This window comes from Pseudonocardia yunnanensis (genome assembly GCF_039534065.1).
Taxonomy (GTDB): Bacteria; Actinomycetota; Actinomycetes; order Mycobacteriales; family Pseudonocardiaceae; genus Pseudonocardia; species Pseudonocardia yunnanensis.
This window is the reverse complement of the sequence record NZ_BAAAUS010000063.1, coordinates 1-20949: the sequence shown is the minus strand read 5'-3', so window position 1 is coordinate 20949 and position 20949 is coordinate 1. Positions and strand designations below refer to the sequence as shown.

The 20949-nt window shown below is 70.0% G+C and carries 16 protein-coding genes; 11 read left to right on the top strand and 5 right to left on the bottom strand.

The annotated features are described in order from the left end of the window. Positions 1–3 precede the first annotated feature (3 nt). From ABD743_RS40715 to ABD743_RS40700, 4 genes are all read left to right on the top strand, one after another. Complete coding sequence (locus ABD743_RS40715) at positions 4–858, top strand: ABC transporter permease (protein ID WP_344729485.1); 855 nt, start codon at positions 4–6, stop codon at positions 856–858. Further along, positions 855–1667, top strand: a complete 813-nt coding sequence (locus tag ABD743_RS40710; RefSeq protein ID WP_344729483.1) for an ABC transporter permease — start codon at positions 855–857, stop codon at positions 1665–1667. Before ABD743_RS40715 ends, ABD743_RS40710 begins: the two co-directional genes overlap by 4 nt. 20 nt (positions 1668–1687) lie before the next feature. Next, positions 1688–2452 (top strand): ABC transporter ATP-binding protein, encoded by a 765-nt coding sequence (locus ABD743_RS40705; protein WP_344729481.1) that lies wholly within the window; start codon positions 1688–1690, stop codon positions 2450–2452. A gap of 93 nt (positions 2453–2545) precedes the next feature. Beyond that, positions 2546–3658, top strand: coding sequence for a LacI family DNA-binding transcriptional regulator (locus tag ABD743_RS40700; RefSeq protein WP_344729479.1), 1113 nt, complete (start codon positions 2546–2548; stop codon positions 3656–3658). A 14-nt stretch (positions 3659–3672) separates the two neighbouring features. Here ABD743_RS40700 and ribB read toward each other — a convergent pair whose 3' ends face one another. Together ribB and ABD743_RS40690 are read right to left on the bottom strand one after the other, a co-directional pair. Further along, complete coding sequence (gene ribB, locus ABD743_RS40695; protein ID WP_344729477.1) at positions 3673–4464, bottom strand: 3,4-dihydroxy-2-butanone-4-phosphate synthase; 792 nt, start codon at positions 4462–4464, stop codon at positions 3673–3675. 18 nt (positions 4465–4482) lie between these two features. Continuing rightward, a complete protein-coding gene (locus tag ABD743_RS40690) occupies positions 4483–5721 on the bottom strand; it encodes an LLM class flavin-dependent oxidoreductase (protein ID WP_344729475.1) in 1239 nt (412 codons plus the stop codon). A gap of 281 nt (positions 5722–6002) precedes the next feature. Here ABD743_RS40690 and ABD743_RS40685 point away from each other — a divergent pair, with 281 nt between their 5' ends. Continuing rightward, entirely contained in the window at positions 6003–7952 is a 1950-nt protein-coding gene (locus ABD743_RS40685) for a helix-turn-helix domain-containing protein (protein WP_344729473.1), read from the top strand. Positions 7953–9021: 1069 nt separating this feature from the next. Continuing rightward, positions 9022–10005 (top strand): cyclase family protein, encoded by a 984-nt coding sequence (locus ABD743_RS40680; protein ID WP_344729471.1) that lies wholly within the window; start codon positions 9022–9024, stop codon positions 10003–10005. Positions 10006–10022: 17 nt separating this feature from the next. On the opposite strand, the gene ABD743_RS40675 is transcribed toward ABD743_RS40680, so the two are convergent. Further along, complete coding sequence (locus tag ABD743_RS40675) at positions 10023–11228, bottom strand: FAD binding domain-containing protein (protein ID WP_344729469.1); 1206 nt, start codon at positions 11226–11228, stop codon at positions 10023–10025. A 46-nt stretch (positions 11229–11274) separates the two neighbouring features. On the opposite strand from ABD743_RS40675, the gene ABD743_RS40670 reads away from it, so the two are divergent. Continuing rightward, a complete protein-coding gene (locus ABD743_RS40670; RefSeq protein ID WP_344729467.1) occupies positions 11275–12570 on the top strand; it encodes a PucR family transcriptional regulator in 1296 nt (431 codons plus the stop codon). Between the two features lie 17 nt (positions 12571–12587). Here ABD743_RS40670 and ABD743_RS40665 read toward each other — a convergent pair whose 3' ends face one another. Then, positions 12588–13472 (bottom strand): NAD(P)-dependent oxidoreductase, encoded by an 885-nt coding sequence (locus ABD743_RS40665; protein WP_344729465.1) that lies wholly within the window; start codon positions 13470–13472, stop codon positions 12588–12590. A gap of 2 nt (positions 13473–13474) precedes the next feature. Then, positions 13475–14605, bottom strand: coding sequence for an LLM class flavin-dependent oxidoreductase (locus tag ABD743_RS40660; protein WP_344729463.1), 1131 nt, complete (start codon positions 14603–14605; stop codon positions 13475–13477). A gap of 246 nt (positions 14606–14851) precedes the next feature. Between ABD743_RS40660 and ABD743_RS40655 the strand changes: the two genes are divergently transcribed. The 4 genes from ABD743_RS40655 (at position 14852) to ABD743_RS40640 (ending at position 19379) form a co-directional block, all read left to right on the top strand. Further along, positions 14852–15997 (top strand): flavin reductase, encoded by a 1146-nt coding sequence (locus ABD743_RS40655; protein WP_344729461.1) that lies wholly within the window; start codon positions 14852–14854, stop codon positions 15995–15997. Positions 15998–16087: 90 nt separating this feature from the next. Beyond that, entirely contained in the window at positions 16088–17251 is a 1164-nt protein-coding gene (locus ABD743_RS40650; protein WP_344729459.1) for a cobalamin-independent methionine synthase II family protein, read from the top strand. A gap of 78 nt (positions 17252–17329) precedes the next feature. Next, positions 17330–18121, top strand: a complete 792-nt coding sequence (locus ABD743_RS40645; RefSeq protein WP_344729457.1) for an MBL fold metallo-hydrolase — start codon at positions 17330–17332, stop codon at positions 18119–18121. Positions 18122–18260: 139 nt separating this feature from the next. Continuing rightward, positions 18261–19379 carry a 5-methyltetrahydropteroyltriglutamate--homocysteine S-methyltransferase gene (locus ABD743_RS40640; protein ID WP_344729455.1) on the top strand — a complete coding sequence of 373 codons (1119 nt, stop codon included), beginning with the start codon at positions 18261–18263 and terminating at the stop codon, positions 19377–19379. The last annotated feature ends 1570 nt before the right edge of the window (positions 19380–20949 follow it).

The window sequence follows — 20949 nt, the reverse complement described above, 5'->3', positions numbered from 1 at the left end:
CACATGTCGAACCCGGTGCTCGACGTACCCCCGGGCCCACCCCCGGCCTCGTGGCAGGAGGGCGAGGTACGCGCGCGGCGATCGGCCTCGCGGCGGAGGTGGCGCAGACTCGCCCTGCTGGCGGCCGGCTGGGTGGCCATGCTGGCGGTCTGGCAGCTCGCCTCCGACCTCCTCTCCCCCACCGTCCTGCCCTCGCCCGCGACGGTCGGCGACGAGATGTGGGAGATCGTCGAGAGCGGCGACTTCTTCGAGGACTTCCTCGCCAGCGTGGGGAAGACGTTCGCAGGCTTCGGGGTGGCCGCGGTGGTCGGTGCGCCCGTCGGCTACCTGATGGGTCGCTACACCTACTGGCGCGGCTTCTTCCATGACGGCGTGACCGTGGCGGGCACGATTCCCGCGCTCGTCTACGCGGTCATGTCGCTCATCATCTTCGGTCTCTCGGACATGGGCCCGATCCTCGCGGTCGCGCTGGTCTCGGCGCCTTACGTCGCGATCAACGTGGCGGAGGGCATCCGGGGGGTCGACCGGTCGCTCGTGACGATGAGCAAGGCCTTCGGCCGCTCGCAGCGGCAGATCCGCCGCGAGGTGTTCGTCCCGACGATCGTCCCGTTCGTCTTCGCGGCCGTGCGGATGTCCTTCGCCGTCGCGTGGAAGGTGGAGGCGCTCACCGAGGTGTTCGGCGGCAGCAGTGGGGTCGGCTTCCAGATCCGCACCCAATACCAGCTCTTCTCCATCAGGGGCGTGCTCGCCTGGATGCTGCTGTTCATCGCCTTCATGCTCATCATCGAGCGCCTCGTCCTGCGCCGGCTGGAGAACCGGATGCTCGCCTGGCGTCCCACCGAGAGGGTCGGACGATGACCGTGGTCGAGCGCAGGCCGGCGGAGGAGACGGCCGGCCCGGCAACACGCCGGCGGCGCATCCTCACCTCGGGCGTCGCCGCCCGGGTCACGTTCTACGTGGCGGCGATGCTGTTCTGGCTCCTCCTGGCGGCCCTCTTCGATCGCGTTCCGACGCCCGTGGAGGTCGTCGCCTCCCTCGCGGAGGAGTTCAGCCGCGGCGAGGTGTTCGGCAACTTCGCCGACACGATGTACCGCTTCGTCGCGGGGGTGGCGCTGGCCACCGCCGTCGGCATCGTGGTCGGGGTCCTCATGGGACTGTCGCAGCTCTCGCGGGCATTCCTCGAGAGCCCGGTCATGGTCGGGCTGTCGATCCCCGCGATGATCTGGGCCTTCCTCACCGTGATGTGGTTCGGGTTCGGGCACCTCTCCCCGATCGCGACGACCTTCCTCACCGCCGTGCCGTTCGTGATCATCAACGTGGCCCAGGGTGTGCAGGGCGTGTCCCGGGACCTGCGCGACATGTCCTCGTCCTACGGGGTGCCGCTCCGGCGCCGGGTGCGCGACCTCGTGCTGCCCGCGGTGGCGGGCTACGTCATGGCCGGTGTGCAGTTCGCCGTGATCATGGGCTGGAACGGCGTGCTCCTCGCCGAATGGTTCGGCGGATCCGGCGGCGTCGGATACCGCGCCCGGTACTGGTACGACGCCAACCAGTTCGCCGGCTTCGCCGCGTGGGTGGTGCTGTTCGTCGGCGTGATCATCGTCCTCGACCGCGTCGTCTTCGACCGGGCGGCGCGGCGCGCCTTCCGGTGGCGCGACGCGACGTCCTGAATCCCACGAAGGGCAACGACATGGCCGTCCTGACCGTGAAGGACCTCTGCAAGACCTTCGGCGCGGGCACCGCACGCAGCAATCGCGTGCTGGACCACATCTCCTTCGACGTCAGCGGACAGGTGTTCGTCGCGATCGTCGGACCCTCCGGATGTGGGAAGAGCACCCTGCTCAACATCATCTCGGGGGTCGAGGACCACACGTCCGGCGACGTCTCGGTGACGAGGGACGGCGGTGGCCCGGCCCGGCTGGGCTACGTCTTCCAGGACCCTCGGCTGCTCCCGTGGCGCAGCGTCCACCGGAACATGATGTACGTCCAGGACTCCGCGGACGAGGCCACCAGAGCGCGGGTCGAGCGCTACCTCGACATGGTCGGTCTCGCGGCGTACGGCGACTACTTCCCTGGTCAGCTCTCGGGCGGGATGCAGCAGCGCGTGGGTATCGCCAGGGCGTTCGCGGTGGAGCCCGACCTGCTCATCATGGACGAGCCGTTCAGCCACCTCGACGCGATCACGGCGCGTGGGCTGCGGGCTCAGCTGCAGGCGATCTGGGCGCAGTCCCGCAAGACGGTCGTGTTCGTGACGCACGACGTGGTCGAGGCCGTGGAGCTGTCCGACCGCATCATCGTCCTGCAACCGGGCGGGCGGATCTTCGAGGACATCCCGATCGACCTGCCCCGGCCGCGGCGGCAGTCCGATCCGGCGGTGGCGATGCTGCAGGCCGAGGTGCTCGCCCGACTCGAAAGGATGACTGCCGCCGTGACGGCGCCCGCCCGCTCGATGTGACCAGGCGGCTGGTGGTTGACTCAGGCGACGGGCGTCCTGTCGTGATGCTCACGACGACCTCGACGCCCCGTCCTGAGGAGGCGACAGCACGACGTGACGGCCGCTGACTCCGCGGCGCTCCATGCTGCCGACGGATCCACCGGCCCGGATGCGACAGCCCGGGCCGCGTCACCGCACACGCCTCACGCCGACGAGGTGATCACGAGCTGGACGGTCGCCCGTGAGGCGGGGGTCTCGCAGTCCACCGTCTCCCGCGCGCTGCGCGCCGACCCGCGGGTACGGGAGCAGACCAGGCAACGGGTCGAGGACGCCGCACGGCGCCTGGGCTACGTCCCGAACTCGCTGGCGAGCAGCCTCGCCTCCCGGTCCGGGCGCACGGTCGGCGTCGTGGTCTCGGACCTGACGAACCCCTTCTTCCCGTCGCTGCTGTCCCCGATCCACGACGAGCTGCAGCTCATGGGCTACCGCGTCGTGCTGTTCGCCGAGCGCACCGACATCCCCAGCGGTCAGGACGCGCTCAACCGCCTGCTCGACCGGTCGATCGACGGGGTCCTGGTCACCACGGCCACCCTCCGCTCGCCGCTGGCCGACACGCTGCGCATGCGGGGCCTCCCGTTGGTCCTGCTGAACCGCTACATCGACGGGCTCGACGTCGACCGGGTGATCAGCGACAACCGCGGAGGAGCTGTCGCCGGGGCACGACACCTGCTCGAACTCGGGCACCGGCGCATCGGCGTGGTGCGCGGCCCGTCCAACACCTCGACCAGCCGCGACCGCATGGCAGGGCTGCAGGATGCCCTCCACGCCGAGGACATCGCGCTCGATGCGGCGCTCGTGCGGGAGGGGAGCTACTCCCACCAAAGCGGATACCAGCACACCCGCGACCTGCTCCGCCTCGCCGATCCACCGACCGCGATCCTCTGCGGCAACGACATCGTCGCGTTCGGCGCGATCGACGCTGCCCGCTCGCTCGACGTCCGGGTGCCGCAGGACGTGTCGATCCTGGGCTTCGACGACGTCCCCATGGCCTCCTGGGAGGTCTTCCGGCTCACCACCGTGAGCCAGCCGTTCGAGGAGATGGCGACCGCCGCGGCCCGCATGCTCGCCGAGCGCATCGATCAGCACGTGGAGATCGGCCCCGGACGCGAGCAGATCTTTCCGGCCACATTGGTGAAGCGCTCGACGGTCGGTCCTCCACGTTCCTGACCACCCGGCCCCGGTCAGCCGGTGGCCTCCGTCGGGCGCTGCTCGGTGCGGGCCTGGACGCCGTCGAGCAGGTGCCCCGCTCTACGTTCGGTGGGGCGCAGAGCGAAGAGGTGCGCGACGCTCTCCTGCCTCTGGGCCCTCTCGGTGCGCGCGACGAGGACCTCGGACCGGCGCCGGTACTCGACGAGATCGGCGATCGTGATCATCGGCAGGCCGTGCTCCGCCGCGAAGCGCACCAGGTGGGGCCGGCGGGCCAGCGCGCCGTCGTCGTCGACGATCTCGCACAGCACGCCTGCGGCGCCGAGACCTGCCATGCGCGCCAGGTCCAGCGCCGCCTCAGAGCGTGCTGCGTGCTCGAGCACCCCTCGTGCCCGAGCACGCAGCGGGAAGACGTGACCGGGGCGGGCGAACGCGGCACCGGTCATCGTCCAGTCTGCGAGGGCGCTGATCGTCGCAGCCCGGCCGGCCGCAGAGACGCCCGTGGTGGCTCCGCGGGCGAGGTCGACGGTGTGTGTGAAGGCCCTCCGCTGCTGTCCGCCGTGGTCGTCCGGGATCATCAGCGGCAGATCGAGCGCGTCGCAGCGCTCAGGCGTGAGCGCGACGCACACCACGCCGGAGGTGTGGCGCACGAAGAAGGCGACGTCGGCAGCCGTGACGTGGCCGGCCGCCATCACGAGATCGCCCTCGTTCTCGCGGTCCCCGTCGGCGAGGACCACCACCATGCCCCCGTCGGCGATCTCCTGGAGGGCTTGGTCGATCGAGCTGAACTCCGTGCTGGTACCCGGGAAGCGGCCGCTGCCGTCCACGTCGGTCCCGCCCTCCGATCAGGTCGCGTAGTCGGTCAACTCGTCGAGCGCGGGCTTCACGTGCCGCATGAACAGCTCCAACTGCCGGATCACGCTGTCGGCGGGCTGCTGCGCGAAGTGGTAGATCAGCACCACGTACTCGGCAGGCAACTGCTGCCAGAGCCGCACGTAGTCCTCGCGCACCTGCTCGGGTGTGCCGACGACCCACAGACCCGAGTTCAGCACCGAGCCCACGGGATCGGCGGGGTCGAACCTCATCGGGGTGGTGCCGGCGTAGAGATCCCGGAAAATGTCCACGTCGTAGTCGGCGACCATCCGGCGCGCCTCATCGGCCGTGTCGGCGATCTGTCCCCAGCGCACCAGCGCCTGGTTCTGCCCCAGGGCGTAGGTGCGACCGCCGGCGGCCGCGGCGTCGACATACGCGCCGCCGAACTCCGCGGCACGTTCGATCTTCGAGAAGTACGTGGGGATGAACCCGCGCGGACCGCAGTACTCCACGGTCTCCTTGCTGGCGTTGCTGGAGACGAAGACCGGCGGATGCGGCTGCGTGAGCGGCTTGGGCACGACGCTGACCCGGCGGATCCGCCCTCCGGCGTCCATCTCACCCACCGCCCCCATCTCGCGGGTCGCGCTCATCGTCCAGTCGACGCCGTCCTCATAGGGGTAGGGCACCTGCCATCGGCCCTTCGCGTCCACACTGTCCTGCGTCCACGCCTGCTGGACGAGCTCGACGTTCTCCTCGAAGATCTCGCGGTTGATCTGGTCGTCGGAGATGCGCGCCGCCTGCGTCGCCGCGTCGAGCTGAGCCATCTGATCCGGCGTGCCCTGCGGCGACAGCGTCGCCCGCGCGCCGAGGTGCTGGCCGAGGATGTTGGTCCAGCGGGCCTGGTACCCGCGCGCGAACCCGCAGAACGAGCGGCCCCCGGCGAGGTGGTCGAGGACCGCGACATCCTCGGCGACCCGGAAGGGGTTCTGCGCACTCATCGCGTAGCCCAGCTGCCCGACCCGGATGCGCTTGGTGATCGCGGCCCAGTGCGCGTTGAGCAACCCCGGGTTGGGGCCCACCTCGTAGCCCTCGCTGTGGAAGTGGTGCTCGATCGACGAGATCCCCCACAGGCCCAGGTCGTCGGCAGCGGTGACGATCTTCGGCAGCTCGCGGACGAGCGCCTGGTAGCGCTCCGCGTCGCGGCCCAGCGGACGCTTCTCGATGCGCTCCTCGCGGGTGCCGGGGATCTGGGGGTAGAGCTGAAGGATCACATTCACCATCGTCGCCGGGCTCCGCTCTCTATCGTCGTGCCTGGGGCCTGTCACGGTTTCCTCGCTGGACGCTACGGACAGTGGCCGTCCCTGACACGTGAGTGCGACACAGTGTCCGAGCGCCCCTGTTGTGGGCCGGAACAACGCGGCGACCAGCGTGAACGTCCGAGACTTGACCCTCAGGGCACGAGGGACGCGGCCGCTGCGGGCCGCTGCCGAGCGAGCTGGCAGTCGGGTGAACGGCGCCGAGTTCGAGCGCGATCGTCCAGGTAGGAGCTACTGTGCCGAACGACCGAACCCACACACCGTCGTGGGAGGGGGGTCGTGTAATGGTGCACGCCCAGTCGCCGAGTCCGACCGTCCTTTTCGCGGACGAGCCCCTGTCGGCCGAGTTGTGCTCGTGGCTCGACGCGATCGCGGAGATCACGCGCGCGGCCAACCGGATCGTTCCGCTGGAGGAACTGTTCGAGCTCATCGCCGGCGCCACGGCCCGGCTCACCGGCTACGAGTTCTGCGCCGTCTTCGTGGAGGACCAGGAGCGCGGATCGCTGGTGATCAAGGGGTCCTACGGTCTCTCACCGGAGTACGTCGCCGCGATCAACGCCCGGACCCCCATCCCGGTCGGCCCCGGCGACACGGGTGAGGGTCCGTCGAGCCGTGCGTTCCGCTCGCAGCGGCCCACCACGGTCTACGATATCTCCGCGGACGCCGCGTCCCGCGCCTGGGAGACGGTGGCCGCACAACAGGGCTACTACTCCCTGCTGTCGGTGCCGCTCGTGGTCGGCCAGGTCCCCTTCGGCGTGCTGAACTGCTACACCGCGGACAGGCACGAGTTCAGCGCACGCGAGATCATCCTCATGGAGAGCATGGCCAACCAGGCCGGCCTCGCCATCGAGACCATCCGCAAGCTCGCCGAGGCACAGGAGCATGCTCGCGTGCTCCTGCACGGCTCGGCGACGCTGCGGGCGGAGCTCGAGGCGACCGAGCACGCCGAGGCCAACCACGGCGAGCTGCTGCGCGTGGTGCTCAAGGGCGGCGGCGTCAACGCCATCGCCGAGTCGCTCGCCACCAGACTCCGCTGCACGGTGCTCGTCGACGATGCCGCGGGACGACTGATCGCGGCGGCCTCCGTCGACGGACGACCCGCCACCCGCGACGGTCGCTGCGCGGCGCTGCACGAGCAGGCGAGGGCGCACCTCGCCGACGATCCCGATCTCGGCATCGCGGCCCTGCCGGCCGAGCTCGGCCCGGTGAACGGCTCGCCGGGTCTGGTCGTGCCCGTCGTCCTCGACGAGGACGTCGCCGGTCACCTGTGGGCGCTGTGCCCGCGCCAGCCGCTGGGACCGCCACACCGGCAAGCCCTGGTCCGCGCCGCCGCTGTGGTCGCCTTCGCGCTGCTGAAGGAGCGCACGGCGCAGGAGGTGGAGTGGCGGCTCTCCCGCGACTTCTTCGACGACCTGCTCGACGCGGAGGGGCAGTCGAGCGAGGCGCTGCACGCCCGCGCCCACCAGCTCGGCGCCGACCTCACCGAGCCCCACACGGTGCTGGTCATCCGCCGTGACGCGCCGCAGGACGAGCCGACCGCCGTGCACGAGGACCGGGAGGCCTACGCGCAGCGCTCGCTGCTCTCGCTCGTCCAGCGCACCGGCGCCACCTGGAAAGGCGCGACGCTCACCGCCACCCGCAGCGACCACGTGGTGGTGCTGTGGCGCGAGAACGGGCAGTCGCGCTCGGCGGCCGAGTTCGCCCGCCACCTCCGGCGGGAGATCCTCGCCTACGCCGGTGGCTGGACGGCCACCATCGGCGTCGGCCCCACGTGCCTCGACGTGCAGGAGTACGGCGACGCCTACCGGCTCACCTCCAGCGTGCTCGACCTGGTGCAGCAGTCGGACCGTCGCGACCGCGTCGTGACACTCGACGAGATCGGCGCCTACCGCCTGCTGCTGCAGGTGAAACGCCCGCGTGAGCTGCGGTCCTTCGCCAAGTCCGTGCTCGGCAGGGTGCACGCCTACGACGAGCAACACCAGTCGAAGCTGGGCCTGACCCTGCGCACCTACACCACCCACCGCTGCAATGCCGCCCTCACGGCCAGCTCGCTGCACGTGCACCCCAACACCGTCAGCTACCGGCTGCGGCGGATCGAGCGGCTGCTCGGCATCGAGCTCGACGACCCACAGACCCTGCTGCACGTACAACTGGCCCTGATGATCGAGAACATCCTCGGCAACTGAGGCACCCTGGGGCGCCGCCGGTGCGAACGCGCCGCTCGTTCAACCCGGGGGCTGGCGATCATGGGTTAGCGGGGCCGGCGGGCCGCTGGACGAGCGGCCCGCTCATCCAGACCTATCGGACGAGCGCGCCGCTCGTTCACCCGATGTCGGTCGGCCCCCCAATCCTGCGTGCAACTCCCCACCGGGGCCGACCGGGCGCAGCACCACTACGACCGGCACATCGATCCGGACCTATCGCGCGAACGCGCCGGTCGTCCAACCCGGGTGCCCTGGCCTTGGGACTGGGCCCGCAGCCGAGCGGCGGCGGCTCAAGATCAGCGAATCGGTACCCGTAGCCGCGTCATCAACGGTTGCAGGGCCCGAGCCGGTGATCATGAGATCGCGGCCCGGCGGGCCGGTGGACGAGCGGCCCATACATCCAGACCTATCGGACGAGCGCGCCGCTCGTTCACCCGATGCCGGCCCCTGATCCTGCGCGCACATCCCACCGGGGTGCAGCACCACTACGACCGGCACATCGATCCGGACCTATCGCGCGAACGCGCCGGTCGTCCAACCCGGGTGACCCGGCCCTGAGCCAGGGGCCGTCGACCCAGCCGTCCGGCAGCAGGCGCAAGATCAGCGAATCGGTACCGGTAGCCGTGTCATGAGCGGTTGCGGGGCCTGAGCCGGTGATCATGGCTCCCGGGCCGGGGCGGGCAGATGGACGAGCGGCCCGCTCATCCAGACCTATCGGACGAGCGCGCCGCTCGTTCACCCGATGCCGGGTTCCTGATCCACCTCTCGTCGTCGACAGGTCCGGCGACCAGGTCCGTGGCGCAGACAAACCCAGGTCGCAGACCTTGTCGGCCCGCACAAGTTGCACCCGGGGCTGATCGTGTTGTCATCGGCGCGCACCACGGCACGTCCACCGCAGTACAGCCGAGGAGAACTGGGGCGCGGATGCAGATCGGGCTGTTCCGCCCCGTCCACCTCGCCTCGCTGGAGCTGTTCGCTCGCGAGGTCCTGCCCGTGGTCCGGGAGATGTGATCCCAGTACGTCATCCGATCGCCGCAGCCAGGAGGAACACATGGCCGGTTCGCCCACCGAGGAAGTCGCCTTCCGGGGCGACGACATCATCCGCGACTACATCGAGAAGTACTCCAACTGGGGTCGCTGGGGCGAGGACGACGAGCTCGGGGCGTTGAACCACGTCGGCCCCGAGCAGATCCGGGCGGCGGCGGCGCTCGTGCGCATCGGCAAGGCCGTCTCGATGGGCCTGCCGCTCGACCTGAAGGGGCCGCAGTCCGGCGGGTTTCGCGCCAACCCGCTCAACATGATGACCGCGACGGGCACCGACTACCTCGCCGGCAAACAGGCAGTCCTGCCCGGCGGGTTCGGTCCGTCGAAGGGCTTCGGGTTCTCCGACGACGTGCTCGTCACGCCGAACCAGGCCGGCACCCAGTGGGACAGCCTCGCGCACATCTTCTGGAAGGGGCGGATGTACAACGGCTTCGACGCAGGCCACGTCACGGCAGGCGGCTCCACCCGGTGCGGCGTCGAGGTCCTGCGCGAGAGCTTCGTGATGCGTGGTGTGTTGCTCGACGTGGCACGTCACCACGGTGTCGACTGCCTGGAGCCGGGCTACCCCATCTCCGCCGACCACCTCGATGCCACGGCGTCCGCGCAGGGCGTCGAGATCCACACCGGCGACGCGATCATCGTCCGCACGGGGATGACCGAGACCCGTCGCGGCAACTGGGGCGAATACAACGGCGGCCCCGCCCCCGGTCTGTCGCTGCACACCGCTCCCTGGCTGCACGCCCACGACATCGCGGCCATCGCCACGGACACCTGGGGATGCGAGGTGCGGCCGAACGAGATCGACCTGTTCCAGCCGCTGCACGTCGTGGCCCTGGTGAACATGGGCATCCCGTTCGGGGAGATCTGGGACCTGCAGGCGATCGGCGAGGACTGCGCGCAGGACGGCACCTACGAGTTCCTGCTGTCCGCGGCGCCACTGCCCATCACCGGAGCGGCGGGCTCACCGCTGAACCCGCTGGCGATCAAATGAGGTCGGGCTGCCGGGGATCAGGTGACGCGCATGTCGGCGGAATCCCCCGGTTCGCGCAGCCCGAAGGCGAGGGCGGGGTCGCCGGGCACCCAGTCGCCGCGGAACTGCGCGCCCTCGCCCAGGTCGCGGTTGCGGTGCAGCAGCGCACGACCCAGCTCCAGCCTGCCCGGCTCCCACGCCCGCAGCGCCGCCTCGATGTCACCGTCACATCCGACCAGCGCCTCGGCCAGGGCCCACACGTCGTCGGCGCCCTTCGCCGTGGCCGCCGCGGCGTGCGGACGCACCGTGAACGCCGCGTCTCCCACCAGGCAGGCCCGCCCGAACGCCATCCGTGGCACCTCGACGTCGATCATCACCTGCAGGAACGGCGCCGGGATCCGGTCCACCACCTCCGTGAACGCCGGAGGCAGTCCGCCTGCGGCAGCGCGCATCTCGTCCACGTACTCCTCACGCACCGCGCCGGGCGGGAGCGACACCTCGCGACGGCGGCCGGTCCGGTCGGTGAGCAGATCGGTCAACGGCTTCCCGTCCGGCACGTTGCGATACCAGACCAGGTTCATCAGCCGCTTCCCCCGCTCGACCGCCCCGTCGTAGTGCGGGATCGGGTAGGTGAGCGCGTGTGTCCCCCCGGGCGCGAAGTAGCTCAGGGCGTCGTCCAGCGCAGCCACCGTCTCCGCCGACAACGCCTGCTCGTCCACCACCCCGCGCCACCCGACGTAGCCGCCGTAGCGCTGCTCGACATCCGGCAGCAGGATGCGGCGGGCGAACGAGGAGACCCCGTCGGCCGCCACGAGCAGGTCCGCGGTGGCGGAGCGACCGCCGGCGACAGCGAGCTCGACCCGGCCGTCGCGTTGCGCGATACCCACGACCTCGTGACCGAGGTGGTAGCGCTCGCGGCCGAACGCACCCAGCAGAGCCCCGTACAACGTGTTGTAGCCGGTGAACCGGTGCCGCCGCTCCACCTCAGCCAGCACGGCGCCGTCCGCGTCCAGGTAGCGGTGGAACCGGGCGGACGTGCTCACCGTGGCCAGGTCGAGCAGCGCGTGCTCCAGCAGGTAGCGCGCGGTCATCGGGTGCAGCACGAGGCCCACGCCCCGCCCCTGAAGAGGCGCTTCCGAGCGCTCGTACACGTCGACGTCACAACCGATGTCGCGGAGCACGAGCGCGGCGGTCAGCCCGACCAGCGAGCCACCCATCACGGCGACTTTCGGTCGCGCCTTCACGAGCGGCTCCCTGTGCCGGACGCAATCATGGTCACGACCTCCACCTGTGTGGCGCGCGAGGCCGGCATGGCGAGGAGGTGGCCACATCTTCGGTGACGTCGACCCCTTCAGCGGGGATCAGGACAGCGAGCCGTTGCCCGACTGGGTGCAGGAGATGGCCGCCTGCGTCGACCTGCAGGAGCTCGCGGAGCGGGTGGTCGTCCGGGACATCTCCGTGGCCTTTCCGCGCCTGGCAGGGGACGCGGACTTCGCCGAGCACCTGCGTTCCAGCGTGCGGGAGAACCTGCACGTCCTGCAGCAGGTGCTGTGCGGACGGCTGGCGCTGGCCCAGGTGCGTCTCGAGCAGCCGCTGGAGTTCGCGCGCGTCCAGGCCCGCCTGCGCATCCCGCAGACGGCGCTGCAGCGCTCCTACCGCGTGGGTTTCGTGACCATGTGGCAGGCGTGGGCGCAGCAACTGCAGGCCGTCGCCGAGGCGAAGGACGTGCCACGCGAGGAGGCCATGGCGGCGCTCGCCCGGCTCACGACCATGATCTTCGCCTACCAGGACCACGTGGCGTCGCAGGTGGCCGAGCAGTACGCGCGGTCCGACGACGCCCTCAACCGGTCGCGCGCCCACGTCCGGCACGGGCTGGTGCGCGAGATCCTGCGTACCGAGGTCACCTCGCTGCCCCCGTCGGACCTGCTCACGCTCGACTACGACCTCACCGCCGACCACGTCGCCGTCGTACTGCCCGCCGTCGCCGAGGGCACGGCGACCCAGCTCCTGGTCGGCCTGCGGGCCGCCACCGGGATCCGGCACAGCCTGCTCCACCCCCTCGACCTGCGCTGCACGGCCGTGTGGCTCGCGCGCCCGCCAACCTGGCCCCGGCGCACCCTCGGGCAGCTGCGTGAGGTACTCGAGACCGCGGGCGTGGAGGCCTCGCTCAGCGACCCGCTGCGCGGCCTGGCCGGGTTCCGCCGTGCGCTGGAGCAGGCGCAGGACGTCGAGAAGGTGCGCGCGGCGTGGGGCCGCACCCAGGCGCCGCCGGTGCTGGGGCACGGCGACGTGGCGCTCGAGATCCTGCTGTTGCGCGAGCCCGATCGCGCTCGCGGCTTCGTCCGGGCGGAGCTGGGCGCCCTCGCCGACGACACGGCGGAGGCGGCCCGGCTGCGCGAGACCCTCGACGTCTCGTTCCGCCTCGGCACCCACGTCGCCACCGCGGAGCGTCTGCAGCTGCACGAGCACACGGTCCGCAACCGGCTGCACCGGGCCGAGGAGCACCTCGGCCACCCGCTGCACGAGCGCCGCACCGAGCTGCAGGTCGCCCTGCGCCTGCTGCGGCTGCTCGGCGACGAGCGATAGCACCGGCCTCGTCCTCCTCATCCTCCGGCCAACCGCTGCAGCACACCGAAGACGCACGCCGTGTCCTCGTGCAGCCGGTGCTGCGCGACCGCAGCCTGGTAGAGCATCGCCGCCGCGGAGAACAGCGGGGTCGGGCTGGCCACGCTCGCGGCGAGCTCCGCGATCAGCGCGTTGTCCTTCTGCATCGTCGCGACGGTCGCGGTGGCCTCGGCGTACTGCCCGGCCATCATCAACGGACCGCGCACCGCGAGCATCCGCGATCCGCCGGCCCCGTCGCCGACCGCGGTGAGCACCAGATTCAGGTCCAGGCCAGCGCGCTCGGCGAGCAGCAGCGCCTCCGCGGCGGCCGCGTTGTGAACGGCGACGAGCAGGTTCGCGACGAGCTTCATGGTGGTGCCCTGCCCGAACGGACCGAGGTCGTACTGCGCCCTGGTGAAGGCCTGAAGGATCGGCATGGCCTGCTTCTTCGCCGCCTCGTCGCCGCTGAGATAGGCGACCAAGTCACCGTCGCGTGCCTGCTGACCCGTGCCGCTCATCGGGCAGTCGAGCACCGCCGCGCCCCACGCCTGCGCGCGGTCGTGCCCGTCCTGCTTCGCCCGGGCGGACAGTGTGCTCGTCTCCACGACGACGAGACCCGCCCGGCCGCTGTCCTGCATGCCCCGCTCGCCGTCCAGGACGTCCATGAGCGCGGCAGCGCTCGGCAACGAAGTGACGACGACGTCGGCGCCGCGGGCCACGTCGGCCGCGCTGTCGCACACCGTGCCGCCACGCGCCTCGTGCTCGGCGCGCCGCCGAGGGTCGATGTCGAAGCCGAGGACGGGGAAGCCTGCCGCCAGCAGATGCGTACTCATCGCCGACCCCATGACCCCCATACCGACGACGCCGACCGGCTCCTGCGGCACCGTCAGGCTCCCGCCCCGCTCGGGACGGCGCTGCCGTTCGACCTGATGGCCGCGTTCACCTGCGGCATCACCTTCGTCGCCATCAGCTCCATCGACTGCCTCGCCAGATCAGGGTCCACCCAGTCGAGGCCGGCGTAGACGAGCTCGCCGAAGTCGCCGGTCTGCTCCCGGAAGGCGAGCACCTGCTCCGCCACGGAGTCGGGGGTCCCCGCGATCACGAGGTCGTCCAGCACGCGGTCGAGGGTGACCGCGTCGTCGGGCTCGTCCTTGTCGTGCTTGAACAGCGCGAGCCGACCCAGCGCACGCATCTTGGCGAGCATCTTCCCGTAGTAGAAGCGGTACGGACTGTTCGCGTCGGCGCGCCCGTAGCGCTCGGCCACCGCAGCGTCCTCGGCCACGAAGACCGTGCGGGCGATGCGCCAGTCGGCGCTCGCCACGGGCGCGCCGACCGACTCCTTGCCCTGCACGTAGTTCGGCCAGTGGGTGGCCACCCATTGCGGCTGCAGGAAGTTGGCCGACAGCGGGTGGAAGTCGCGCGCTCCCATCGCCACGACGCCCTTCGAGAACGGTGCCACGACCGTGCCCACGATCTCGGGCCGCGGCTGCTGCAGCGGCCGCCCGACGATCCCGACGCCGAGCTCGTCGTCGTACGTGGTGGCCGTCGTGACGGTGAACCGGTTGCCGGGAAGGTCGATGTCGTAGGGCGGATCGAGCTCCCACATCCGCAGGATGATGTCGACGGCCTCGCCGAAGAGCTGGTTGCGGTCCTCGCCGAGGATGCCGAGCACCTCGGCGTCCGAGGGCAGGGCGCCGGGGCTGACGCCGAGGATCAAGCGTCCGCCCGACAGGTGGTCGAACATCGCGGAGTGCACGGCCACGAGGGCCGGGTGCTGGTGCGAGAGGTTCGTCGTGCCGGTGGCGAGCTTGATCTGGTCGGTCTCCGGCACGAGCGTGGCGAGGAAGATCAGGCTGTTGGTGATGTTCTCGTGACGGTCGGTGAGATGCTCACCGATGAACGCGTCGTGGAAGCCCAGCCGGTCGGCCAGCACGACCGCCTCCCGATCCTCCCGCAGCGTCTCCGCCCACTCCCGTCCTTTCGGATGCATCGGCATGGCGAAGTAGCCCAGTCTCACGGCGTTCTCCTTCGGCAGCGGGTCCGCGGTCACGTCGAGCCAAGGCCGGGGAGCGTCCGAAAGCAGTGGCGGCCACCGTGAAGTTGGCCTGCGGCCGATGACGTGCCCCGTGAGCCGCGGCGACGCGGTCACGGCACCTGCCACCTGGCACGTGCTCATCTGACGCCTTCCGGCATCCCCATCCTCCCGGGCTGTCGGTGTACTGGCACGCGGCCGATGCGCCTTCCGGAAAGGACGGTTCCGGTGATGGCTTCGAGGACCACAGGTCCCGCAGCGTTCGATGCGGACACGTTCCGCCACGTCGTGGGGCATCTGCCGAGCGGCGTGACGGTGGTGACGACCAGGACGCCCGAGAGCGCGTTCGGCATGACCGCCAGCTCGGTGACGTCCCTGTCGCTCGACCCGCCGATGATGCTCGCCTGCCTCAACAGGAGCTCCCCGACGTCGTGCGCCGTCTCGCAGGCCGGTGCTTTCGCGGTGAACGTGCTGGGCGAGGGCCACGAGCACCTGGCCCAGCAGTTCGCCGTCCGCAGTGACGACAAGTTCATCGGCGTGGCTGTCGTCGAGGGCACCCTCGGCGTTCCGGTGCTCGCCGACGCGCTCGCACACATCGAGTGCGAGGTCGTCGAGGAGGTCACCGGCGGCACGCACACCGTCTTCCTCGGCCGGGTGGTGGAGGCGAAGGCGGAGGAGGGCAGCCCGCTCACGTACTTCCGCGGTGGCTTCGGGCGATTCGAGTTCGCCCGTGACGACGAGGTCTACCAGCGTGCACGCCAGCAGTTGCTCGAACGGATGTACGCCGCCGACGCCGTCCTCCAACTCGACGACCTCGCCCACCGCCTGCGGGTGGAGAAGTCGGCCGCGTTCTACGCGCTCACCCGCCTTACCGCCGACGGGCTCATCCGGCGCGACCCGGACCGCGGCTACGTCATCGTCCCGTTCGACACCCGGACCTCCGACGAGACCTTCGACGCGCGCTGCGCGATCGAGCTCGGCGTCATCGACATGGTCGTCGGCCGCGTCCCCCAGGACGAGCTGGCCGACCTGCGCATCCGCTTCGAGGCCATGGCTGCGCTGCTCGTCGGCGATCGTTTCGTCGACTTCGACCGCTATCTCGACGCGAACTACGCCTTCCACGAGGGCGTCGTGTCGCTGGCCCACAACGGCGCACTCACCGCGGCGTTCGGGCGGTTGAGCATCAAGACCGTCATGACCCGCAGCTTCGGCGTCACCCCCGTGACCTCGCAGAAGTTCATCGACGCCCAGCGTCGGATCACCGAGGGGATCGAGCAGGGCGATCCGGATGCGGCGAGCGCGGCCGTCTACCGCTACACCCGCCTCGCGAAGCAACGCGTGCGCCAGATCCTGGCGCAGACGGGTGGCCTGCTCTGACGTGCCGGGCAGCGCGCGGGCCCCACTCGGCCGATTGACCCTGCCGTGCCGCCACACGCACTGTCGGCAGCGGAGCTGAAGGGAGCAACGATGCAACTCAGCGAAGATCGCATCCTGACGACCCACACGGGGAGCCTTCCCCGGAGCGCGGAGCTCGAGGACGTACTGATCCGGAAAGAGCGCGGCGAGACCGTGCCCGAGGACGAGTTCGGTCGCGTCGCGCAAGAGGGCGTCGAACACGTCGTCGGCGAGCAGATCGACGCGGGAGTCGACGTCATCAACGACGGCGAGCAGCCCCGTGTCGGCTTCCAGACCTACGTCGCACTGCGCATGTCGGGGTTCGGAGGCGCCAGTTCCCGCCCCGCGTTCGCCGACTTCGTGCGCTACCCCGACTACGGCGAGCTGTGGCAGAAGCGCGGCTGGGTCACGTCGAAGGTGTTCGACGCCCCGCAGGCCGTGGCGGAGGTGCAGTACGCCGATCTCGGCGAGGCCGAGCAGGAGTGCGATCTCTTCCACCAGGCCAGCGATGCGCGCCAGGGGCAGTACCGCGACCGCTTCATGACGGCGGCCTCCCCCGGCATCGTCACCACCACCATGCTCAACGGCTACTACGACTCACACGAGAACTACGTGCGGGCGGTGGCCCGTGAGCTGCGCAAGGAGTACGAGTTCATCCACAGCCAGGGCTTCCTGCTCCAGCTCGACTGCCCCGACCTCGCCATGGAACGCGTCGGGTTGTTCCAGGACGATCCGCTGTCGCGTTTCCTCGAGGTCGTCGAGCTCCACATCGACGCGATCAACCAGGCCGTCCAGAACATCCCACCGGAGCACCTGCGGCTTCACGTCTGCTGGGGCAACTGGGACGGCCCGCACGACAACGACGTCGCGCTCGCCGACATCCTGCCGCTGCTGTACGAGGCGCGCGTCGGAGCGTTGTCGCTCGAGCTCGCCAACCCGCGCCACTACCACGAGTACGAGGCGTTCAAGCGGCACCCGCTTCCGGACTCGATGGTGCTCATCCCCGGCGTCGTCGACGTGAAGACCAACTTCGTGGAACATCCGCAGGTCGTCGCGGAACGGATCCTGCGTGCGGTGGACGCGGTCGGCGATCGGACCAGGGTGATCGCGAGCACGGACTGCGGGTTCGGGACCTTCGCCGGATGGACGCTGGTGGCGCCCACGGTGGCCTGGGCCAAGCTCCAGGCACTGCGGGCGGGCGCGGACATCGCCAGCCGCGAACTGTGGGGTACCTGACGGGTCGACGAGGCTGCGCCGCGGTTCCGGTTGCTGAGCACTTGACTTCATGTGCACATGAACCGGCACCGTCGGCGCATGAGCGAACAAGCCCCGAGCAGCGTGGATCTCACCGTCACGCGGGTCGCCAACGCGTGCGTCCTGCTCGAACTGGACGGGCACACCGTCCTCACCGACCCGCGGTTCACCGAACGCTGGTACCTGCGCCGCGGCGAGCCACTCGGCCTGCCTGTCGCCGAACTCCCGCCGTTGACGGCCATCGTCGCCACCAGCTTCGCCGCGAACCACTGGGACCTGCGCGCGCTGAAGGAGTACCAACACAAGGACTCCACGCCAGTGTACGTGAGCGCAGGGATGATGGTGCGTCAGGCTCGCGCCCTGGGGTATCGCAACGTGGAGCAGTTGCGCTGGCACGAGAAGCGTGAGCTCGCGCCGACGCTGTCGATCGAGGCCGTTCCCGCCGGACGAACCCTGGTGTGGCGCAACAACGCCTACGTGCTCAGCAGCGGGCCCACACGTGTCTTCTTCGGCGGAGAGATCGCGGACGTCGGGCTGCTGGAGCGCTACCGCACCCGGGCTCCGGCGGTGTCCGTGGCGCTGCTGCCGGTCAACGGACTGCGGCCCGTCCTCGGTCCACCGCTCGTGATGGGGCCGCGGGAGGCGGTGGCGGGCGCGAACACGTTGGGCGCGCGTGTCCTCGTTCCCGTCCACGACGCCCACGCCGACGACCCGCTCTCCCTGATCTTCCGCCGCCACGGCTCGGGCGAGGACGCCAAGGCCCTCGCGGCCACGGCATCGTCCGGGCTCGAGGTCGTCTGCCTGCCGCCGGGGGAACGCTGGGAGTACGAGGCGCCGGCGCGCGGTGCCTAGCCCGCGATTTCGCCCCGTCCACGGACGCTGCCCCGGCCCGGCACCGGGACATTCGACGTACCCGCCGCGGGACACGCGGCCGGGCAACTGGCGTCAAAGGCGCGGTTCGCACATCTCGGGAGTTTTCTAGGGTGACGGCGTGACGCCCCGTACCTCTCCGCCCTTCCGAGCCGACCACGTCGGAAGCCTGCTGCGGCCCCCGGAGCTCCTGCGCGCACGGACCGACCGCGCAGAGGGCCGGATCACCGCGGCCGAGCTACGCGTGGTCGAGGACGCCGCCATCCTCGGCGCCGTGCGGATGCAGGAGGAGCTCGGGCTCCACGCCGCCACCGACGGCGAGTTCCGCAGGACGTTGTGGCACATGGACTTCATCCACCAGCTCGGCGGCATGACGACCACCGACGGCATCCGTCCGGTTCGCTTCGAGAACGCCAAGGGCGTGCTGGAGTGGACCCCGGCCGCGCTGCGGGTAGCCGAACGGTTGCACCTGCGGCACACGATCTTCGGGGACGACTTCACCGCACTGCGCGCGATGACCACCACCGCCGTGCCCAAACAGACCATCCCGTCCCCGAGCATGGTCCACTACCGCGGCGGGCGCGCCGCCATCGACGAATCCATCTACCCCGACATCGACCAGTTCTGGGACGACCTGTCGGCGGCCTACGCCCAGCAGGTGCGCGGCCTGTTCGAGCTCGGCTGCCGTTACCTGCAGCTCGATGACACCAGCCTCGCGTACCTGAACGACCCCAAGCAGCGGGCCCTCCTCGCCGACGAGGGCGGAGACCCACAGACCCAGCACCTGGTCAACATCCGCCAGATCAACGCCGCCCTGCGCGACCGCCCCGACGAGCTGACCGTCACCGTTCACCTCTGCCGGGGCAACTACCGCTCGTCCTGGGCAGCAGAAGGCGGCTACGACTACGTCGCCGAGGCGCTGTTCACCGAACTCGAGGTCGACGGCTTCTTCCTCGAGTTCGACGACGCCCGCTCGGGCGGGTTCGAGCCGCTGCGGTTCCTGCCACCCGGAAAGGTCGTGGTGCTGGGCCTGGTCACCACCAAGCACGGACGACTCGAGAGCAAGGACGACCTCAAACGCCGGATCGATCAGGCCGCGAAGTACGTACCGATCGAGCAACTGTGCATCTCCCCGCAGTGCGGATTCTCCTCGACCGTCGACGGAAACGACCTGACCCGCGACGACCAACGCGCAAAGCTCGCGCTGCTCGTCGAGACCGCCGACGAAGTCTGGGGATGACGACGCCGTACCGGGCCGCACCGAGTGCCAGGCCGACCGCACGACAGCCCTGACATCACTGTCTGCGCCCGGGCGACGACTCCGGCCGGCGGCGCCGGCAAGGCGTGATCGTGTCGACGGAAGGGCGCTTCGCTCGAGCGGACGAGCGATGCGCCCTTCCGTCGCGCCGGCCCCGCCGTAGAGACGAACTCGGCCTGGGATACGGAGCAGCGTGGGTCGGCCACGGGCTCGTGCGAGTGGAGCAGGTCCAGGCGCGAGCCGTCGTGGGGCCCGCCGTGACCCTGGCAGGCTGCGGAAGCGGACCGCCAGAGGCGACCCAGGGACTTCGCTGAACCCGGTGTGCGGCGGCTGCGGCGCCGCACACCACCCGGCAGCCCGCGTATGCGGCGCTCGATCCACGGAGATTTCTGCATTTCATCGCGGAAAGCGAGATTCCGCGGGCCGCCTGCTCGATCTCTGATCGCCGGTACGGCCGTGTTCGTGGTCATGATCCAGGATACGTCGCGGTGGTACCGACGGCGGAGCGGCCGGCGAGCCTTCTGCGCGCGCCGACAGCACCGAACGGGCCCACAGATCTCCGGGCAATTGCGCAGTCCCGACGTTTCGTCGCGACCGACCGGAATCATCCGGCGGCGAACTGACGATCTTTCGCACCCTCGTCCAAGGCGTGAGAAATTGCCTGCCGCATACGCGAGGTTTGCTGCCACTTGAGGATTGGACGAGTACCCTCCTCACGGTCACGCGGCTCATGACGTAACTACTCAAGCAACAGTCATCGTTACTGACCGTGCGGCCGCCGATATCCCGCGAAGCCGATCGTCGGGTAGGCCGTCGGTGAGATCGCTAATTAGTTGACGAAGAGGAGAGACGTGGGTTTCGACCGATCACGACCCGACCCCTTCAGAACCTTGCGAATCAGGGCCCGTGCCCGACAGGCGAATGGTGCGGCACCGCACAGAGCTCGCGGCGAGATCGTGCACCGGGGGGTCGATCTCGTACTCGCCGGAGCGACACGTGGACACAACATCGCAGGTAGATCGGCATATCGCCGGCTGTAGTCCGGCTGGGTCGCGCTGACCCGTCTCCCGTGACATGGTGTGGGGGCAGTTCTACGAGACGGACGCGAGGGCGATCGACCAACCTTTCTCCACGGCTGATCGAAATCCTCTGCAGAGTCGTCCACATCGGTCCGGACGAGCGCACGCTCCACACGCGCTGCGGTCGGATCAGGAGCCGCCGGATGACCACCGGGCGGTCAAATTTGCCAACCGGGAATGGATGCGGAAGAGATCGCGTTGGACAGCTTCGAGTTGAACGTTGTACTACGGCAGCACCGGCAGGGATTCGCACCGGCGCAGTTCATCGATCCGTCTGCTGCCGATGCGAGGGGATCTGCCGAGAAGCACACGGTCGGGCAGAGGTATGACCATCACGAACTTCAGTCGGACTTCTGTGGGGGTTCGGGCTCGAGACCACTTCATGATCAGGGGTGGACTCTGAGCCCGAAAATCTTGTTCAGCGCCTCGGGGAGGGCGGAGTGATGCAGCAGTTTGTGGATGCGAAGTGGAGT

What these genes read in the sequence shown, in the direction of transcription:
- ABD743_RS40715 (WP_344729485.1), top strand. Translation starts at nt 4, where the DNA reads ATGTCGAACCCGGTGCTCGACGTACCCCCGGGCCCACCCCCGGCCTCG.
- ABD743_RS40710 (WP_344729483.1), top strand. Translation starts at nt 855, where the DNA reads ATGACCGTGGTCGAGCGCAGGCCGGCGGAGGAGACGGCCGGCCCGGCA.
- ABD743_RS40705 (WP_344729481.1), top strand. Translation starts at nt 1,688, where the DNA reads ATGGCCGTCCTGACCGTGAAGGACCTCTGCAAGACCTTCGGCGCGGGC.
- ABD743_RS40680 (WP_344729471.1), top strand. Translation starts at nt 9,022, where the DNA reads ATGGCCGGTTCGCCCACCGAGGAAGTCGCCTTCCGGGGCGACGACATC.
- ABD743_RS40655 (WP_344729461.1), top strand. Translation starts at nt 14,852, where the DNA reads ATGGCTTCGAGGACCACAGGTCCCGCAGCGTTCGATGCGGACACGTTC.
- ABD743_RS40650 (WP_344729459.1), top strand. Translation starts at nt 16,088, where the DNA reads ATGCAACTCAGCGAAGATCGCATCCTGACGACCCACACGGGGAGCCTT.
- ABD743_RS40645 (WP_344729457.1), top strand. Translation starts at nt 17,330, where the DNA reads ATGAGCGAACAAGCCCCGAGCAGCGTGGATCTCACCGTCACGCGGGTC.